The organism is Pseudomonas brassicacearum, from assembly GCF_003732225.1.
In the GTDB taxonomy this organism is placed as follows: domain Bacteria; phylum Pseudomonadota; class Gammaproteobacteria; order Pseudomonadales; family Pseudomonadaceae; genus Aquipseudomonas; species Aquipseudomonas brassicacearum_E.
The window spans coordinates 256,388-271,480 of record NZ_MOBJ01000001.1 but is presented as its reverse complement, the minus strand read 5'-3'; the positions used below and the strand labels follow the sequence as shown (position 1 = coordinate 271,480).

Here is a 15,093-nt window from a genome sequence, read left to right as displayed (position 1 = left end):
GCCCTGCTTTGAACCCTGTCGGGCAACGGTGGGCTAAATAATCCTCCTGCACTGGCCAGCGCCACAGGGCGTTCGCCTGATGAGTCGCCTACATGGGCGCTGGCGGTCCGATCAGCCGGCCCATGACGCCGAACAATCCCAGCGACTTGATCGCCTCCAGCTCACCCGGTGTCTCTACCTGCTCGGCTATCAACGGTAAATCAATGCTGTTGGTGGCGCGGAAAATAGCTTCGATGAACAGGCGTTTGTCGTTTTGCTGATCGATGGCGCGAAGGTAGCTGCCGTCGATTTTCAGGTAGGCCAAACCCAGTTGGGTGAGGTTGCCGATCTGGCTGAAGCTGCCGCCGAAGTGTTGCAGGCCGATCCCATAACCGGTGTCGCGCAGGTTCTGACTCAGCTGACGCAACTCTTCGGGCGGCGGCAGTTGGCGCTCGTCGAATTCAAGGGTCAGCAACGGTGCGAGGGCGGGCAGGGCGTCGAGCATATCGAGGATCAGGCGCAGCTGTGCAGCATCGCGCAGGGTGCTGCCAGACACACTCAAGGCCAACGGCCAACGGTGTTCGGCCAGGTAGTCGAGGGTGTGTTCAAGCATGGCCACATCGAACCGTGCCGACCAGCCCAGACGCTCGATCCATGGTAGAAAGTGTCCGGCCGAAATGGCTTCGCCCTGCGGGTCGAGCAACCGCGCCAGCACTTTGTGATGCAGCACCTGGCTGGTGTCGGCACATAGCACCACGGGTTGGAAGTACAGCTGCATTTTGCCGTGGGTCAGGGCGTCATCGATCCAGGTGCGCCAGTCATGCTGCGTATGGTTCGGTGCATTATCGGACTGCTCCAGATGCACCCACGGCCGTTCTGGATGCCGCTGAGCTTCAGTCAGTGCCTGATCGAGGCGCAGCAGGACGTTAGTAGATGCCTCTCCCGGTGTGTAGGCGACTATTCCCAGATGCGCCACCGGCATGCAGTCACTGGCGCCGGTCAGACGCAGGTTTTCCAGGGTGGCGCTGATCTCTGCGGCCAGGCGCGCCGCGTCCTTGCTGTCCAGGCCCGGGGTCAGCAGGCTGAACTCGCCGTCACGATTGCGCGCGGCCAGCCAGGTGTGACGATCCGGTTGCTGGATCAGACGCTTGAGTAGTTGGCCGACAGCAGTGATCAGCGCGTCGGTGCGCTGGCCACCCAGTCGCTGATTGAGCCCTGCCAGGTCATTGATCCGCAGCATCAGCAGATGCCCGGCACTGCTTTGTTCGGTCACCAGCAACTGGTCAGTGAGTTGCTCATTGAGCAGGCGTCGGTTGGCCAATCCGGTGAGGCTGTCCTGATACGACTCGGCGTGAAGTTTTTCACTGCGCGCGACTTCTTCGGCAAACAGCCCTTTGAGTTTTTCGACCATTTGGTTCATCGCCAGCACCACGCGTTTGAGTTCCGGGGTGCTGGGCACCTTCGGCAGGCTGAGAAACTCGCGTTTGCTGATGGCTTCGGCCTGTTTGACCATGGCGTCCAGTGGGCGCAGTTGCCGGCGTAGCAACCAGCCGCCGAACATCGCGCTGAGCAACCCGCACAGCAGTAACCAGATCAGGCTGCCAAGGCTGCTGTCCCACAGTTTGGCCAGGGCAAACTGTGGGGTGCTCACTACTTCGACGCGCGCTACTTGCTCCCAATCGCGCATGACCAAGGCATCGCCCCCTTGCGGGTGCAGGTTCACCAGATCGACGAACCAGCCCGGCACGCCGCCGGTGGTGGCGGCCGCGTTGCGTTCCACCAATACATGCTCGTCCGCAATGTTGATGACCCGAATACTGGAAAAGTAGCCGCTGTCGAAGATCGAGCTGACCATCAACTCGATCATCGCCCGGTCGTCGATCTGCGTGCTCAACGACAGCCCCAGCGCAGTGGCGGCGTCCTGGGCGTGCGAACGCAATTGACCGAGCATTTGCTCGCGCGAGCTCTCCAGGCTGACAAAAAAACTGCCGCTGAAGGCCACCAGCAAGAACAGGCAGATGGCCAGAAACAACTGTTTGAGTAGCGACATGAAGCGCTCCCGAGACATGACTTTCCTCGGCGACAGGATTTGTCTGGCCGCTGACGTGCAGATGTCTGGAGTTTAGGCGCTGTTTTGTGAAAAGCAGGGCAGGTCGTTGGAGGATGGGTGTATCGCCAGGATGGTTGGCGGCTGGCATTAAGGTAAGTCCCCTTCGCCACAAGGGCGGGAGGTATTCAGGATTTGGTAAGGGTTTTCTGCCGCAGGATGTACACCGTCACCAGCACCGCGCTGGTCAGCATGAAGCCGCGTGCCCAGGGCAGGGGGACGAGGACACAGGACAGGCCAATGCTCAGCCACATCAGGCCAATGGTGTAGACCTTGCCCTTGAGCGGGATACCATTGCCGTCCAGATAGTCGCGAATCCATGGACCGAGTCGTGGATGCTCGACCAGCCATTGATAGAACCGCGGCGAACTGCGGGCGAAACAGGCGGCCGCCAACAGCAGGAAAGGGGTAGTGGGCAGTACGGGCAGGAAAATCCCGATCACCCCCAGCGCTACGCTCAACCAGCCGATGGCCAGCAGCACGTAACGCAGGATCAGGGGGCGGTTGCCTATGGGGTCAGCCACAGGCAACGACTCAGTGGTGACGAGGCTTGAGGATCGCCGGTTTTTCGTCTGGTGCGTTGCACAGCAGGTACAGCGCGGTCAGGGCTTCCGGAATCTGCACGATCATGTCGTCCATCAGGTTGGCGTCGGCCGCAATGTCGGAGAACTCAGGCTGCTCATCGAACAGGCCGGAACCGACCATGATCGGCAACAGCATTTCGCTGACTTCGTCTTCGGCGGTTTCGAACCAGGCTTCTTCGCGCAGGAACACGCCTTCCATGAAACCGATGCACCAGCCGCGCAGGTCGGAATCATCCGGCTCTTCGCCCAGGTCGAGGTCGCACGGCAGCTCGAATTCTTCATCGGACGCCAGTTGGCGAGCGATATGAGCCTTGAGGGCAATCAGGGTCGATTCGATTTCTTCACGCTCGGCGGCGTCGCGATAATGCGGCTCTTCGGCGAATAGCGCGTCGATCCACTCACGATCAGGCACCGTCTCGGAACAGATCGACAGGGCTGTCAGATAGCCGTGGGCGGCCACATAGTCCAGCGCCTCGTCATGCAGCTCGTCGGCGTCGAGGAAGGCTTGCAGGCGGGTTAGTTGCTCAGCGAAGGACATTGAAGGGCTACCTTGGGAATATACGATGCCCAATTCTAGGCGTTCTTGAGCGGTCCGGCCAGCCGCGCGGCAGATTTGCCCGCATTCCAGGCCGGCCTGAACCCGATCTGTAGCAGCTGGCGCAGCCTGCGTTCGGCCGCGTAGCGGTCGTAAACCCTGACGATAAGGTTTATCTGATACACCGAGTAGTCTGATTTACGGCTGCTATGCAGCCGAACGCAGCCTCGCAGGCTCGGCAGCTGCTACGGGGGGAATTGTTGATCTGGACGGGGTGGCTATTCGTCAGGGGCGCCCTTTGCCCGGGATGGCTCGGGTATACTCGCGCGTTTTGCAAAGCCCTGCAGGTGTCGCGACGGCTCATGACAAATCCGCTTACGGATCTGTCCGTGAACAATGCGGTTTTTTGATCCAGCCTGCATGCAGGGATATTCAGCACCATTTGGAGTTTTTCATGCTCGAACAGGCTCAACGCGTCCTCAAGGACATCTTCGGCTACGACAGTTTCCGTGGCCGTCAGGGTGCCATCATTGAGCGCGTAGCCAGCGGCGGTGACGCTCTGGTGCTGATGCCGACCGGCGGCGGCAAATCCTTGTGTTTCCAGGTCCCGGCGTTGCTGCGCGATGGTCTGGCAGTGGTGGTTTCACCACTGATTGCGCTGATGGACGATCAGGTCGCGACCCTCGAAGAGCTCGGTGTCGCGGCGGCGGCGCTCAATTCGACCTTGAGCGCCGAGCAACAGCGCGATCTGGCGGCGCGGATCAAACGCGGTGAAGTGAAGATGCTGTACCTGGCGCCTGAACGCCTGGTTCAGCCACGGATGCTGGCGTTCCTGCAAAGTCTTGAAATCTCTCTGTTCGCCATCGACGAAGCTCACTGCGTGTCCCAATGGGGTCATGATTTCCGCCGGGAATACCTGCAACTGGGCCAGTTGGCGGAACTGTTCCCCAACGTCCCGCGCATCGCCCTGACCGCCACGGCCGACAAGCGCACCCGCGAAGAAATCGTCGAGCGCCTGCATTTGCAGAACGCCGAGCGCTTTCTGTCGAGTTTCGATCGGCCGAACATCTTCTATCGCATCGTGCCCAAGGAGCAGCCGCGCAAGCAGTTGCTGGCGTTCCTTGCGGAGCGGCGCAGCGACGCCGGCATCGTTTATTGCCTGTCGCGCAAGAAGGTCGACGAAGTCGCGGTGTTCCTCAGCGAGCAAGGTTTCCCGGCGCTGCCGTACCACGCCGGTTTGCCCAACGATACGCGCGCCCACCACCAGAAGCGCTTCCTCAACGAGGAAGGCCTGATCATGGTCGCCACCGTGGCGTTCGGCATGGGCATCGACAAACCCAACGTGCGCTTCGTTGCGCATCTGGACTTGCCGAAATCCCTTGAGGCCTATTATCAGGAAACCGGTCGAGGCGGCCGTGACGGTCTGCCGGCAGATGCCTGGATGGCTTACGGCCTGCAAGACGTGGTGATGCTCAAGCAGATGCTGCAGAACTCCGAAGGCGATGAGCGCCACAAGCGTCTGGAGCAGCACAAGCTCGACGCCATGCTCTCGCTGTGCGAAGAAACCCGCTGCCGCCGTCAGACCTTGCTGGCCTATTTCGACGAAGACATGCCGCAACCCTGTGGGCATTGCGACAACTGCGTCGACGGCGTGCAGACCTGGGATGCTACCGAGCCAGCCCGTCAGGCGCTCTCGGCGATCTACCGCACCGGCCAGCGCTACGGCGTAGGGCATCTGGTGGATGTGTTGCTGGGCAAGGACAACGAAAAAGTCCGCAGTTTCGGCCATCAGCATCTGTCGGTGTACGGTGTCGGCAAGGCGCGGGCTGAAGGCGAATGGCGTTCATTGTTCCGACAACTGGTGGCGCGCGGTCTGGCAGACATTGATCTGGAGGGCTACGGAGGCTTGCGCTTGAGTGACAGCTGCCGGCCGCTGCTCAAGGGGGAAGTGACCCTGGAGCTGCGCCGCGACCTCAAGCCGCAAACCACCGCGAAAAGCAGCAGCACCAGCCACGCCAGCCAACTGGTGCGTGGTGAAGAGCGCGAGCAGTGGGAAGCCTTGCGCGCCCTGCGACGCAAGCTCGCCGAAGAACATGGCGTGCCGCCGTACGTCATTTTCCCCGATTCGACCTTGCTCGAAATGCTCCGCAGCCAGCCAAGCTCCTTGCCGGAAATGGCCAAGGTCAGCGGCGTCGGTGCGCGCAAGCTGGAGCGCTATGGCGAGGCCTTCCTCGAAGTGCTGGGCGGTCAGGCCGAAGCACCGAAAGTGGTCGCCGATCTGCGCCACGAATTGATCACTCTGGCGCGCGCCGGCATGACGCCGATGCAGATTGCCGGTCAGTTGCAATGCTCGGAAAAGAACGTGTACACGATGCTCGCCGAAGCCATTGGCAAGCAGCAACTGTCGCTGGAGCAGGCGCTGGACCTTCCGGAAGACCTGATGGGTGAAGTCCAGGACGCGTTCCTGGACGGCGAGGGCGAGTTACCACCGGTGTCGGAGATTTCCGCGTTGTTTGCCGGCCGTGTCCCTGAGGGCGTTTTGTACTGTGTGAGAGCGGCGCTGCAGTCGGAGTTTGAAATTTAAGTGCCGAATATCAAGATGTAACGATTCAGTACAGACCGAACCTTGCTTAGAGTCGAGGGTCATGCTTAGCTGACTAATAATTAGTTTCAGCTTATTTCAGTCTAACCATGAGTTTTTTATGCCGTTAACCGATCAACACCGTTTTGGCATGCAGTTGGCGCAGATGTCTCGCGGCTGGCGCGCCGAACTGGATCGCCGTCTCGCCGGCCTCGGCCTGTCCCAGGCCCGCTGGCTGGTGCTATTGCACCTGGCGCGTTTCGAAGAAGCCCCCACCCAGCGTGAACTGGCACAGAGTGTCGGTGTTGAAGGGCCGACTCTGGCACGCCTGCTCGATAGCTTGGAAACCCAGGGCCTGGTGCAGCGTCAGGCGGTGGCGGAAGACCGCCGAGCGAAAAAGATCGTGCTGTGTGCGCCCGCCCGTCCCTTGATCGAACAAATTGAAACCATTGCCGCCGAGTTGCGCCACGAGCTGTTCGAGGGTGTCAACGAAGAAGACCTGCGGGTGTGTATGCGGGTTCATGGGCACATTCTGGCCAATCTGGAAAAATCTTGAGGCATAACCACACAGCAGACTTTTGAGAACTGGCGCAGAGCAGACTATAAGAACTACCAGGCAATAACGTGTTCGTACTGGAAGTGCGAATGCGCACAGGTGGTTCTGGTTAGCTAAGGGATGCTTATGCTCGAGAGTTTGCAGTCTGTGTTACGGCGTTCCGTCAGCCTGTTGGCGGTCGCTGGCGCCTTGAGTTACTCGGCATTGGCACCTGCGCTGGGGCTGGGCGACATCACGTTGCACTCAGCCTTGAACCAGCCGTTGAATGCCGAGATTGCCTTGGTCGATCCCGGTGATCTGGGCGAGGGTGAACTCTCGGTCAGCCTGGCGACGGCGGAGGAGTTCGCCCGCGCCGGTGTCGAGCGAGTGTTTTTTCTCAACGACCTGCGTTTTACCGCCGTTCTGCGTGGCGACCGCAGCGTGATTCGGGTGGTCTCCAGTAAACCGGTCAATGAACCTTTCCTGAATTTTCTGGTGCAGGTGAACCAGCCCAATGGGCGTTTGCTGCGCGAATTTACGCTGCTGATCGATCCCCCCGGCTCGCCTGGGATCGTGCCGGCGAGCAGCGTCGAGCCGGCACCTGCGATCAGCCCGCAACCCACTGCCGTCATGCCTGCCAAAAGGCCCACAGCCGCCCCGGCAAGCACGGTGCCTGCGGTTATCGACCCCGCTTCTGAGTTGCTGGCGGCCAGCGTTCTGGAAAACCAGCAGCTGAAACAAACCGTCGATCAGTTGAACGCCCGGCTACAGGCTCAGGATGAGCAGATCGCCAGCCAGCGCAAGCAAGTCAGCGATCTGCAAACCGAGTTGGCCGAAGCCAAAAAGCCCCTACCTGCACCGGCCATTCCTGCCGCGCCAGTCCCGGTGCCGGTTACCCCCACGGATGAGACGAACAGTGGATGGGCGTTGTGGCTGATCGTCGGCCTGCTGGTGCTTGGATCGCTGTTGTTGCTGGGCCTGTTTGCGCTCCGTCAGCGGCGGGTAAAGCCTGTATCGGAACCCGCGCCGCGACATGAGCCGGTGGTCAGTCGGGCCGCGCCCGAAACCGCGCAGAAATCGCCGATTGAGCTTTCTACGACGCAAACCACCCCCGCGAGCCGCGAAACCGTTCAAGGGGCAGAAGTGCTTGAGGGTGTCGGTATCTACCTGACCTATGGCCGTTTCGCCGAGGCGGTCGGTCTATTGCGCGAAGCCCTGCTCAAAGAGCCGCAGCGCAGTGATTTGAACCTGAAGTTATTGGAGGTGCTAGGGCAGCAGGGCGACATCGCGGGGTATACGGCTCAGGAAAACAACCTTCTCGAAGCTGGTTTCAGTGCCGAGGTGCTGGAGCCGATTCGCGCGCGCTCGCCAAAACTGTCCAGTGCGCAACCGTCTGCGGTCATTGCATCGAATGCAGAACCTGCTGCTTCAGCGCGGGATGAGTTCCAGTTGAATCTGGATGACTTGTCGATGGATTCAAGCTGGGATCTGGTCAGCCCGTCCGACATAAATGCGGCAATGGCTAAACCCGTGGATCAGCTGGAGCCGCTGGACGATGGCTTCCTCGATGACTTCTCCGAAGTCTCATCGCCCCTGGCGCTTGAGCCGTTTTCAGTAGAGTTCGCAGGGCAGGAACGCGAAGAGGTCCACGCCGGCAAACTCGAAGAGGCGCAGAACTGTATCGACGACGGCGATCTGGACAGCGCCATTCAGCTGTTGAACGAGTTACTCAAGGACAGTGACGAGTCCTTGAAGCAAACTGCCCGCAGCCTGTTGGCGAGTATTCGCTGACCTTCCTGTAGGCGGCTATTATAGCGACGCCATCGAGCTCAGGAGTCCAGCGCACCATGACCACCAGCAAGCCGGAAGTTGTCATCACCTATTGCACGCAATGCCAATGGCTGTTGCGTGCCGCCTGGTTGACCCAGGAACTGCTCAGCACCTTCGGTGACGACCTGGGCAAGGTTTCACTGGTGCCGGGAACCGGCGGGGTGTTTCACATTAGCTGCGACGGGGTACAGATCTGGGAACGCAAGGCCGATGGTGGCTTCCCGGAAGCCAAGGTACTCAAGCAGCGGGTTCGCGATCAGATCGATCCCAACCGCGACCTCGGCCACAACGACCGTTAGGTGACGAAAACCGCCTGCGCATCGATCATGCTGCGTTAAAAGCAGGTTCGAAATGCTCATTGACTAGCGTCAACTCCGCTTTCTCACCTGCTTTTGCCTTGCCTGATCTTCGCTCGGCTGGTTTTCGTCGAACCTAATGAGACGCCACTTCAGCCGCCACGTTTTTCTTGCTTGAGCTGCCAGACAAACTGCTGGACACCACGATGGCGATGATGATCAGCGCGCCACCGATCAGCATCCGCAGCGTCGGGTTTTCGCCGAACAATAGCCACGCCACGGTGATGCCATACACCGGCTCCAGGGCAAACACCACCGCTGCGGTGCGAGCCTTGATCACCGCCAGGCTGGCAACGAACAGACTGTGGGCGACGCCGGTGCAGAACACTCCCAGCAGACCGATCCACAGCCAATCGATGGCACGCACGTCACTCAAGCCCGGTGCCGCCACCGGCAGCAGGCAGAGCGCGACCACCACGTTCTGACACAGCGCGGCCTGCACGGCCGGGATGCGCCCTGAGCTGGCGCGGTTGGTCAGCGACAGCAGAGCGAACAGCAAGCCTGAACCTATGGCCCAGAGCAGGCCACTGGTGGCTTCACTGGCCAGGTCGAAATCCGGGGTGACCAGCACCAGGCCGACGCTCACCAGCACCACCAGCAGTATTTCATTGGCGCGAATTCGCTCGCGGAAGATCAGGCCCTCAAGGATCACGGTGAACGCCGGGAAGCTGGCGAAGCCCAGGGTCGCAATCGCCACGCCGGCGACTTTCACCGCAATGAAAAAGCTCACCCAATGCCCGGCCAGTAGCAGGCCGCTGAGCAGCAGGCGACGCCAGTCCACGGCTTGCAGTTTCTGCCAGCCGGTGTTGCTGGCGAAACGGGCGAAGAATGTCAGAGCGATCACTGCGAATGCCGCACGGCCAAAGACAATGATGGCAGGGGAGGCAGCGGCGAGTTTGCCGAACACACCGGTCAGGCCAAACATCAATGCGCCGATATGCAGGGCGCCAAGGGCGGTACGCGGAGTCATTTCAATCCTTAATCCATAGAGGCAATTGCGACATTGAACCTCGTGATCACCTGACCTGTCTGTCGCCAGACTCGCGTTTTTTATCGTCAGCCTAGCGCTTGCTCACCGTACGACGCAGCGCACCCGGGGAGGCGCCGAACTCGCGCATCACCGCTGCGGCGAAGGCACTCTGGGAGCCATAGCCGACACGGCTGGCAACTTCGCCGATGGGCAGTGCGGATTCACGCAGCAACTTCACCGCGATGTGCAGGCGGCGACTGCGAATGTAATCCATCGGCGTTTGTCCGCATTCGGCCACAAACCGTGCGTGCAGGCGCGCGCTGGACAGCCCGGCGATGCGCGCCAGATCGGCGACTTGTAGCGGATAGGCGGCGTATTGGTCGATGTGTGCATTGAGCGCGGCGTAGGGCAACCGTCGCCCGGCGATGCTGCCCGGCGCGACGTTGTTGAGGCTGGCGAGCAACAACACGGCGCCTTGCTGGGCGATCAGTGGGTCACTGACCGGGCTGCTCGCCAGCCAGCTCACCAGTTGACTTTGCCCCGCGTCCAGCGGCAAACGCCCGGCGTTGTCGAGCAAGCGCCGACTGGCATCGGCATGCTCGCCCAATGATTGCGAAACCCACTGATCGCTCGGTACATCGAGCACCAGGCAGCGGCTGCCATTCGGGCTGCCACAGGCGTGATGGGCACCTGACGGTACGACCACGAAACTTTGCTGCACCACCTGGCTGCCATGTCCACCGACCTCGAAGTCGAGCGCACCCGACAGGCCGAACACCAGTTGCGCGTGGTCGTGGCTGTGGACGATCAAGTCGTGGGTGTATTGGCGTAGCGTGAGGATCGGTCTCATCGCAGTCTCCTGGGCAGACTCGCAGTCTACACCGGCCGCGCCCGGGTTCGGGTTGTCATCAGACTGCCGCATTTGTGTCATGGGCTATTAATCGCTGGGGTGCAAGCTTGCGAAAAATCTCGCAGAGGTTGTCCATGACCAGCGCCGAACTCGCCAAACCCAGCCGTAAACAACGCGTGCGCACCTTGTGGATCTCCGATGTGCACCTCGGCACCCGGGATTGCCAGGCAGAGCATTTGTCGCAGTTCCTCAAAGGCTATCAAGCCGACAAGATCTATCTGGTCGGCGACATCATCGATGGCTGGAAACTGCGCAGCGGCATGTACTGGCCGCAGGCTCACACTAACGTCATCCGCCGACTGCTGACCATGAGCAAGCGTGGCACCGAGGTGATTTACGTCACCGGTAACCACGACGAGTTTCTGCGGCGTTATTCGAAGCTGATCCTGGGCAATATCCAACTGGTGGACGAGGCGGTTCACGTCACCGCGGATGGTCGGCATCTGTTGGTGATTCACGGCGACCAGTTCGACGTGATCACCCGTTATCACCGCTGGCTGGCGTTTCTCGGCGACTCGGCCTATGAGTTCACCCTGACCCTCAACCGCTGGCTCAATCACTGGCGCGCGCGGTACGGCTACGGTTACTGGTCGTTGTCGGCGTACCTCAAGCACAAGGTCAAGACCGCGGTCAGTTTCATCAGCGATTTTGAAGAAGCCATTGCCCACGAGTGCGTCAAGCGCGAGCTGCACGGGGTGGTGTGCGGGCACATCCACCATGCCGAAATCCGTAAGGTCGGCGAGGTGGATTACCTCAATTGCGGTGATTGGGTGGAGTCGTGCACGGCGTTGATCGAGCATTGGGATGGCTCGATCGAGTTGTACCGGTTGGCGGATGCTCAGGCGCGAGAGGCACAATTGAAAGCGGAGTCGGTGAAGGTCGCGGAACCGGTTTGATGCGGAAAAGATCGCAGCCTGCGGCAGCTCCTACGGGATCAGGATTGTAGGAGCTGCCGCAGGCTGCGATCCCTTGGTCTCAGGCCGGCGCGTGTTCTTCCATCGCTGCCGTGTAGATCGAGTTTTTCGGTCGGGCAAACAGGCGTTCCATCATCGGTTCGAAGAAACTCAGCGGCAATGTGTCGTACGCTGGATCGAAGGCCGCTGCATCGTACCTGGCGCAGAATTCGACGGTCTGCCGGTACTGCGGGTGTTCGCCAAATTGCTCGCGCAGGTGCCGGTCCATGCCCAGGTGATGGAAAAAGTAGTAGCCCTGGAAGATCCCGTGTTTTTCCACCATCCACAGGTTTTCAGCGCTGACGAATGGCTTGAGGATCGCCGCCGCGATGTCCGGGTGGTTATAGGAGCCGAGGGTATCGCCAATGTCGTGGAGCAGCGCACACACCACGTACTCTTCATCCCGACCGTCGCGCCAGGCGCGGGTGGCGGTTTGCAGTGAGTGGGTCAGACGATCGACCGGGAAACCGCCAAAATCACCCTCCAGCAGTTTCAGGTGCGCCACAATCCGTGTCGGCAAATGTTTGGCGTAGGCACTGAAGTCTGCGGCGATGATCGCCCAGTCTTCTTGCGTGCCATCCTTCATGTGGGTGAAACGGGCGTGCGCATTCATCGGCTATCCTCTTATTGTTTTCGAAGGGACGTTTTGCAGTGTAGAGCTTGGATCCAATGCTGCACTGACCGCATGGGACGGCTTGATGGCCCGGCGAGCCTAGAAAGGCACTTTGCCGAGGATCATGTCTCGGTACATCACGAAATCGCCGAGCAGGCTGTAAAGCGGGTGCTGGAATGTCGCCGGGCGGTTTTTTTCAAAGAAGAAGTGACCGACCCAGGCGAAGCTGTAACCGGCGAGAGGCAGCGTCAGCAACAGCATCCAGGCACCTTTGCCGATAGCGAAGGCCAGGATGAAAATCACCAGGCTGGTGCCGACAAAGTGCAGGCGTCGGCAGACACTGTTGCTGTGTTCGCTGAGGTAGTACGGGTAAAACTCGGTGAAGCTGCTAAAACGTTTGATGTTTTCCACGACTGCGATCTCTGTGGTTTTTGTTTTGCTGACCGGATGTTCTGCGGGGAGCTTATTTGAGTCTAGAGTCATCAGTGGCAACAGCCAGTGACAATAGGCGCCACTTTAGTATCCTTCTGAAAATTGGCCGTGACACGCGGCTCATCAAGTAAGAAAACGCCATGAGCGAACGAACGACTTCTGCAAGCTGGGCGATGGGGATTGTCAAAGCACTGGAGATGGACGGCCTGGATTGCCGGGTCTTGTTCAAACAGTTGGGGCTCGACTACGCGGCACTGGATGATCCGGATGCGCGCTTTCCTCAAGATTCGATGACGCGGCTCTGGCAGCGCGCGGTAGAGCTGTCCGGCAACCCGGCAATCGGTTTGAACATGGGCAAGCTGGTCCGCCCGGCATCGTTTCATGTGGTCGGTTATGCGTTGATGTCCAGCCAGACCCTGGCTGAAGGTTTTCAGCGTCTGGTGCGTTATCAGCGGATCATTGCCGAAAGCGCCGACCTTAGCTTTCGACTGTTACCCGAAGGTTATGCACTGATTCTCACGGTGCATGGCGACCACCTGCCACCAACCCGGCAAAGCGCCGAAGCATCGCTGGCCTGCGCGCTGAGCCTGTGCGGCTGGCTGACCGGGCGCACCTTACAGCCACGCAAAGTGTTGATGCAGGGCGATCAACCGGTAGACCTCGAACCCTATAAACAAGCCTTTCATGCACCGCTGGAGTTCAACGCTCCGTATGACGCGCTGATTTTCGAACAAGCAGACATGGACGCCCCGTTGCCGACTGCCAACGAGGCCATGGCGTTGTTGCATGACCGGTTTGCCGGCGAATATCTGGCGCGATTTTCTGAAAGTCGGGTCACCCACAAGGCGCGGCAGGTGCTCTGTCGCTTGCTGCCGCAAGGCGAGCCCAAGCGCGATACGGTGGCGCAAACCCTGCATTTGTCCCAGCGCACCTTGCAGCGACGCTTGCAGGAAGAGGGCACGAGTTTTCAGACACTGCTCGACGACACGCGTCGCGAGTTGGCCGAGCAGTACCTGGCACAACCGAGCATGACCCTGCTGGAAATTGCCTACCTGTTGGGGTTCGCCGATCCGAGCAATTTCTTTCGGGCCTTTCGGCGCTGGTTTGATACCACACCCGGCGAGTACCGGCTGCGGCTGATGGAAGCCCCCAAAGAGCTTAGTGACGCCAGAACGCCGGAATACACAGCACAAACACGGTAATGATCTCCAGCCGGCCGAGCAGCATGCCGAGGGAAAGAATCCACTTGGCGGCGTCGGGCAGGCTGGCGAAGTTTCCGGCCGGGCCGATGGTTTCACCCAGCCCCGGACCCACTCCGGAAACCGTACTGGCCGCACCGGTCAGGGCCGTCATCCAGTCCACGCCGAGCAGCGATAGCGCCAGGGCGATGGCGCAAATGGTGATCGCAAAGAAGAACGAAAAGGTCAGAATCGAACGAACAATTTCTTCGTCGAGACGGTGGCCGTTGTACTTCTGCTTGATTACCGCGCGCGGGTGGATCAGTTGGTTAAGGTTGGCCTTGAGCAGGATAAAGGCCACCTGGAAACGGAAGATCTTGATCCCGCCAGCGGTCGAGCCCGAGCAACCACCGACAAAGCCCAGATAGAAGAACAGCATCAGTGAGAAGTTGCCCCACAGGCTGTAATCCCCCAATGCAAAACCGGTGGTGGTGACCACTGACGTGACGTTCAGCGCAACATGGCGCAATGCGTCCAGCCAATGCAGGTTGGTGGTCCACCAGTACCAGGTGCCGAGTACCAGCCAGGTCACCAGCAGCATGCCGAGCAATCCCTGCACCTGTTGATCCTTGATCAACGCCCGCCGATTGCCGCGCAAGGTCGCCACGTACAGGGTAAACGGCAGGCTGCCGAGAATCATGATCACCACTGCGACCCAATGCACGGCCGGTTGTGTCCACTTGGCCAGTGACTGGTCGGAGGTGGAGAAACCACCGGTGGAAATCGCCGACATCGCATGGTTGATCGCGTCGAACGGGCTCATGCCCGCCCACCAGAACGCCAGGCTGCCGAGGATCGTGATGCCGACGTAGGCGGCGACGATCAGCCGAGCCACCATGTGCGAGCGCGGCATGACCTTTTCGGAACGGTCCGACGACTCGGTCTGAAACAGCCGCATGCCACCAATGCGCAGCAGTGGCAGAATGGCGACCGCCATGCCGATAAAGCCGATACCGCCCAGCCAATGCAGCAACGAACGCCACATCAGGATGCCCGGAGACATAGTGTCCAGGCCGCTGAGTACAGTGGAGCCGGTGGCGGTAATGCCTGACATGCTTTCGAAAAACGAGTCGGTGTAACTGATGCGCTGGGTCAGCAGAAACGGCAAGGCGGCGAAGATGCAGACCACTACCCAGCTCGAAACGGTGAGCAGGTACATGTCCCGCGGGCGCAGGTGTATCTGCTCGGGTCGTCCGGGGATGACCAGCGCCAGGCCGGCGACGAAGGTGATCATGCTGGCCCAGAGGAACGACGGCAAGTCGCTGGTGCGGTCGTAAATTACTAGCGTCGCCATCGGCACAACCATGCTGACGGCCAGGGTGATCAGGAAGATGCCGATGATAAAACCAATAATCCGTAAGGTCGGCAACGCCATGAAATCCGCTCGGGCTGATAGGGGAAGGGCGCCATTCTACCTGCGAGGCAGGGCATGTAAACCGGCACCACGGCGCCGGTTGCCGCTAGAATAGC

The 15,093-nt window shown here is 60.1% G+C and carries 14 protein-coding genes; 6 read left to right on the top strand and 8 right to left on the bottom strand.

Annotation, left to right across the window (positions count from 1 at the left end):
• Positions 1-88: 88 nt before the first annotated feature.
• The 3 genes from lapD to BK659_RS01345 all read right to left on the bottom strand — a co-directional run bounded on the left by lapD (position 89) and on the right by BK659_RS01345 (position 3,208).
• On the bottom strand, positions 89-2,029 hold the full coding sequence (lapD, locus tag BK659_RS01355) for a cyclic di-GMP receptor LapD (protein ID WP_123423391.1): 1,941 nt from the start codon (positions 2,027-2,029) through the stop codon (positions 89-91).
• A 185-nt stretch (positions 2,030-2,214) separates the two neighbouring features.
• The gene (locus BK659_RS01350) at positions 2,215-2,610 is read right to left on the bottom strand and encodes a YbaN family protein (RefSeq protein ID WP_123423390.1); all 396 of its coding nucleotides are present in this window, start codon (positions 2,608-2,610) and stop codon (positions 2,215-2,217) included.
• A gap of 10 nt (positions 2,611-2,620) precedes the next feature.
• On the bottom strand, positions 2,621-3,208 hold the full coding sequence (locus BK659_RS01345; protein ID WP_123423389.1) for a UPF0149 family protein: 588 nt from the start codon (positions 3,206-3,208) through the stop codon (positions 2,621-2,623).
• Positions 3,209-3,659: 451 nt separating this feature from the next.
• Between BK659_RS01345 and recQ the strand changes: the two genes are divergently transcribed.
• The 4 genes from recQ (at position 3,660) to BK659_RS01325 (ending at position 8,450) form a co-directional block, all read left to right on the top strand.
• Positions 3,660-5,789, top strand: a complete 2,130-nt coding sequence (gene recQ, locus BK659_RS01340) for a DNA helicase RecQ (RefSeq protein WP_123423388.1) — start codon at positions 3,660-3,662, stop codon at positions 5,787-5,789.
• A 118-nt stretch (positions 5,790-5,907) separates the two neighbouring features.
• Positions 5,908-6,342, top strand: coding sequence for a MarR family transcriptional regulator (locus BK659_RS01335; protein WP_123423387.1), 435 nt, complete (start codon positions 5,908-5,910; stop codon positions 6,340-6,342).
• 126 nt (positions 6,343-6,468) lie between these two features.
• Positions 6,469-8,112: a FimV/HubP family polar landmark protein gene (locus BK659_RS01330; protein ID WP_123423386.1), complete on the top strand. Its 1,644-nt coding sequence runs from the start codon at positions 6,469-6,471 to the stop codon at positions 8,110-8,112.
• Between the two features lie 56 nt (positions 8,113-8,168).
• Positions 8,169-8,450 carry an Rdx family protein gene (locus tag BK659_RS01325; RefSeq protein ID WP_123423385.1) on the top strand — a complete coding sequence of 94 codons (282 nt, stop codon included), beginning with the start codon at positions 8,169-8,171 and terminating at the stop codon, positions 8,448-8,450.
• A gap of 133 nt (positions 8,451-8,583) precedes the next feature.
• Here the strand turns inward: BK659_RS01325 and BK659_RS01320 are convergent, their stop codons facing one another.
• Positions 8,584-9,477: a DMT family transporter gene (locus tag BK659_RS01320; protein ID WP_123423384.1), complete on the bottom strand. Its 894-nt coding sequence runs from the start codon at positions 9,475-9,477 to the stop codon at positions 8,584-8,586.
• Positions 9,478-9,568: 91 nt separating this feature from the next.
• Positions 9,569-10,327, bottom strand: coding sequence for a helix-turn-helix transcriptional regulator (locus tag BK659_RS01315; protein ID WP_123423383.1), 759 nt, complete (start codon positions 10,325-10,327; stop codon positions 9,569-9,571).
• A 134-nt stretch (positions 10,328-10,461) separates the two neighbouring features.
• Here BK659_RS01315 and BK659_RS01310 point away from each other — a divergent pair, with 134 nt between their 5' ends.
• A complete protein-coding gene (locus BK659_RS01310) occupies positions 10,462-11,283 on the top strand; it encodes a UDP-2,3-diacylglucosamine diphosphatase (protein WP_123423382.1) in 822 nt (273 codons plus the stop codon).
• A 79-nt stretch (positions 11,284-11,362) separates the two neighbouring features.
• On the opposite strand, the gene BK659_RS01305 is transcribed toward BK659_RS01310, so the two are convergent.
• Together BK659_RS01305 and BK659_RS01300 are read right to left on the bottom strand one after the other, a co-directional pair.
• The gene (locus BK659_RS01305; protein ID WP_123423381.1) at positions 11,363-11,953 is read right to left on the bottom strand and encodes an HD domain-containing protein; all 591 of its coding nucleotides are present in this window, start codon (positions 11,951-11,953) and stop codon (positions 11,363-11,365) included.
• Between the two features lie 99 nt (positions 11,954-12,052).
• Positions 12,053-12,364 carry an Mpo1-like protein gene (locus BK659_RS01300; RefSeq protein ID WP_123423380.1) on the bottom strand — a complete coding sequence of 104 codons (312 nt, stop codon included), beginning with the start codon at positions 12,362-12,364 and terminating at the stop codon, positions 12,053-12,055.
• A gap of 161 nt (positions 12,365-12,525) precedes the next feature.
• Between BK659_RS01300 and BK659_RS01295 the strand changes: the two genes are divergently transcribed.
• Positions 12,526-13,587 (top strand): AraC family transcriptional regulator, encoded by a 1,062-nt coding sequence (locus tag BK659_RS01295; RefSeq protein WP_123423379.1) that lies wholly within the window; start codon positions 12,526-12,528, stop codon positions 13,585-13,587.
• Here the strand turns inward: BK659_RS01295 and BK659_RS01290 are convergent.
• Positions 13,544-14,998, bottom strand: coding sequence for a TrkH family potassium uptake protein (locus BK659_RS01290; protein WP_123423378.1), 1,455 nt, complete (start codon positions 14,996-14,998; stop codon positions 13,544-13,546). The genes BK659_RS01295 and BK659_RS01290 overlap by 44 nt on opposite strands.
• Positions 14,999-15,093 lie beyond the last annotated feature (95 nt).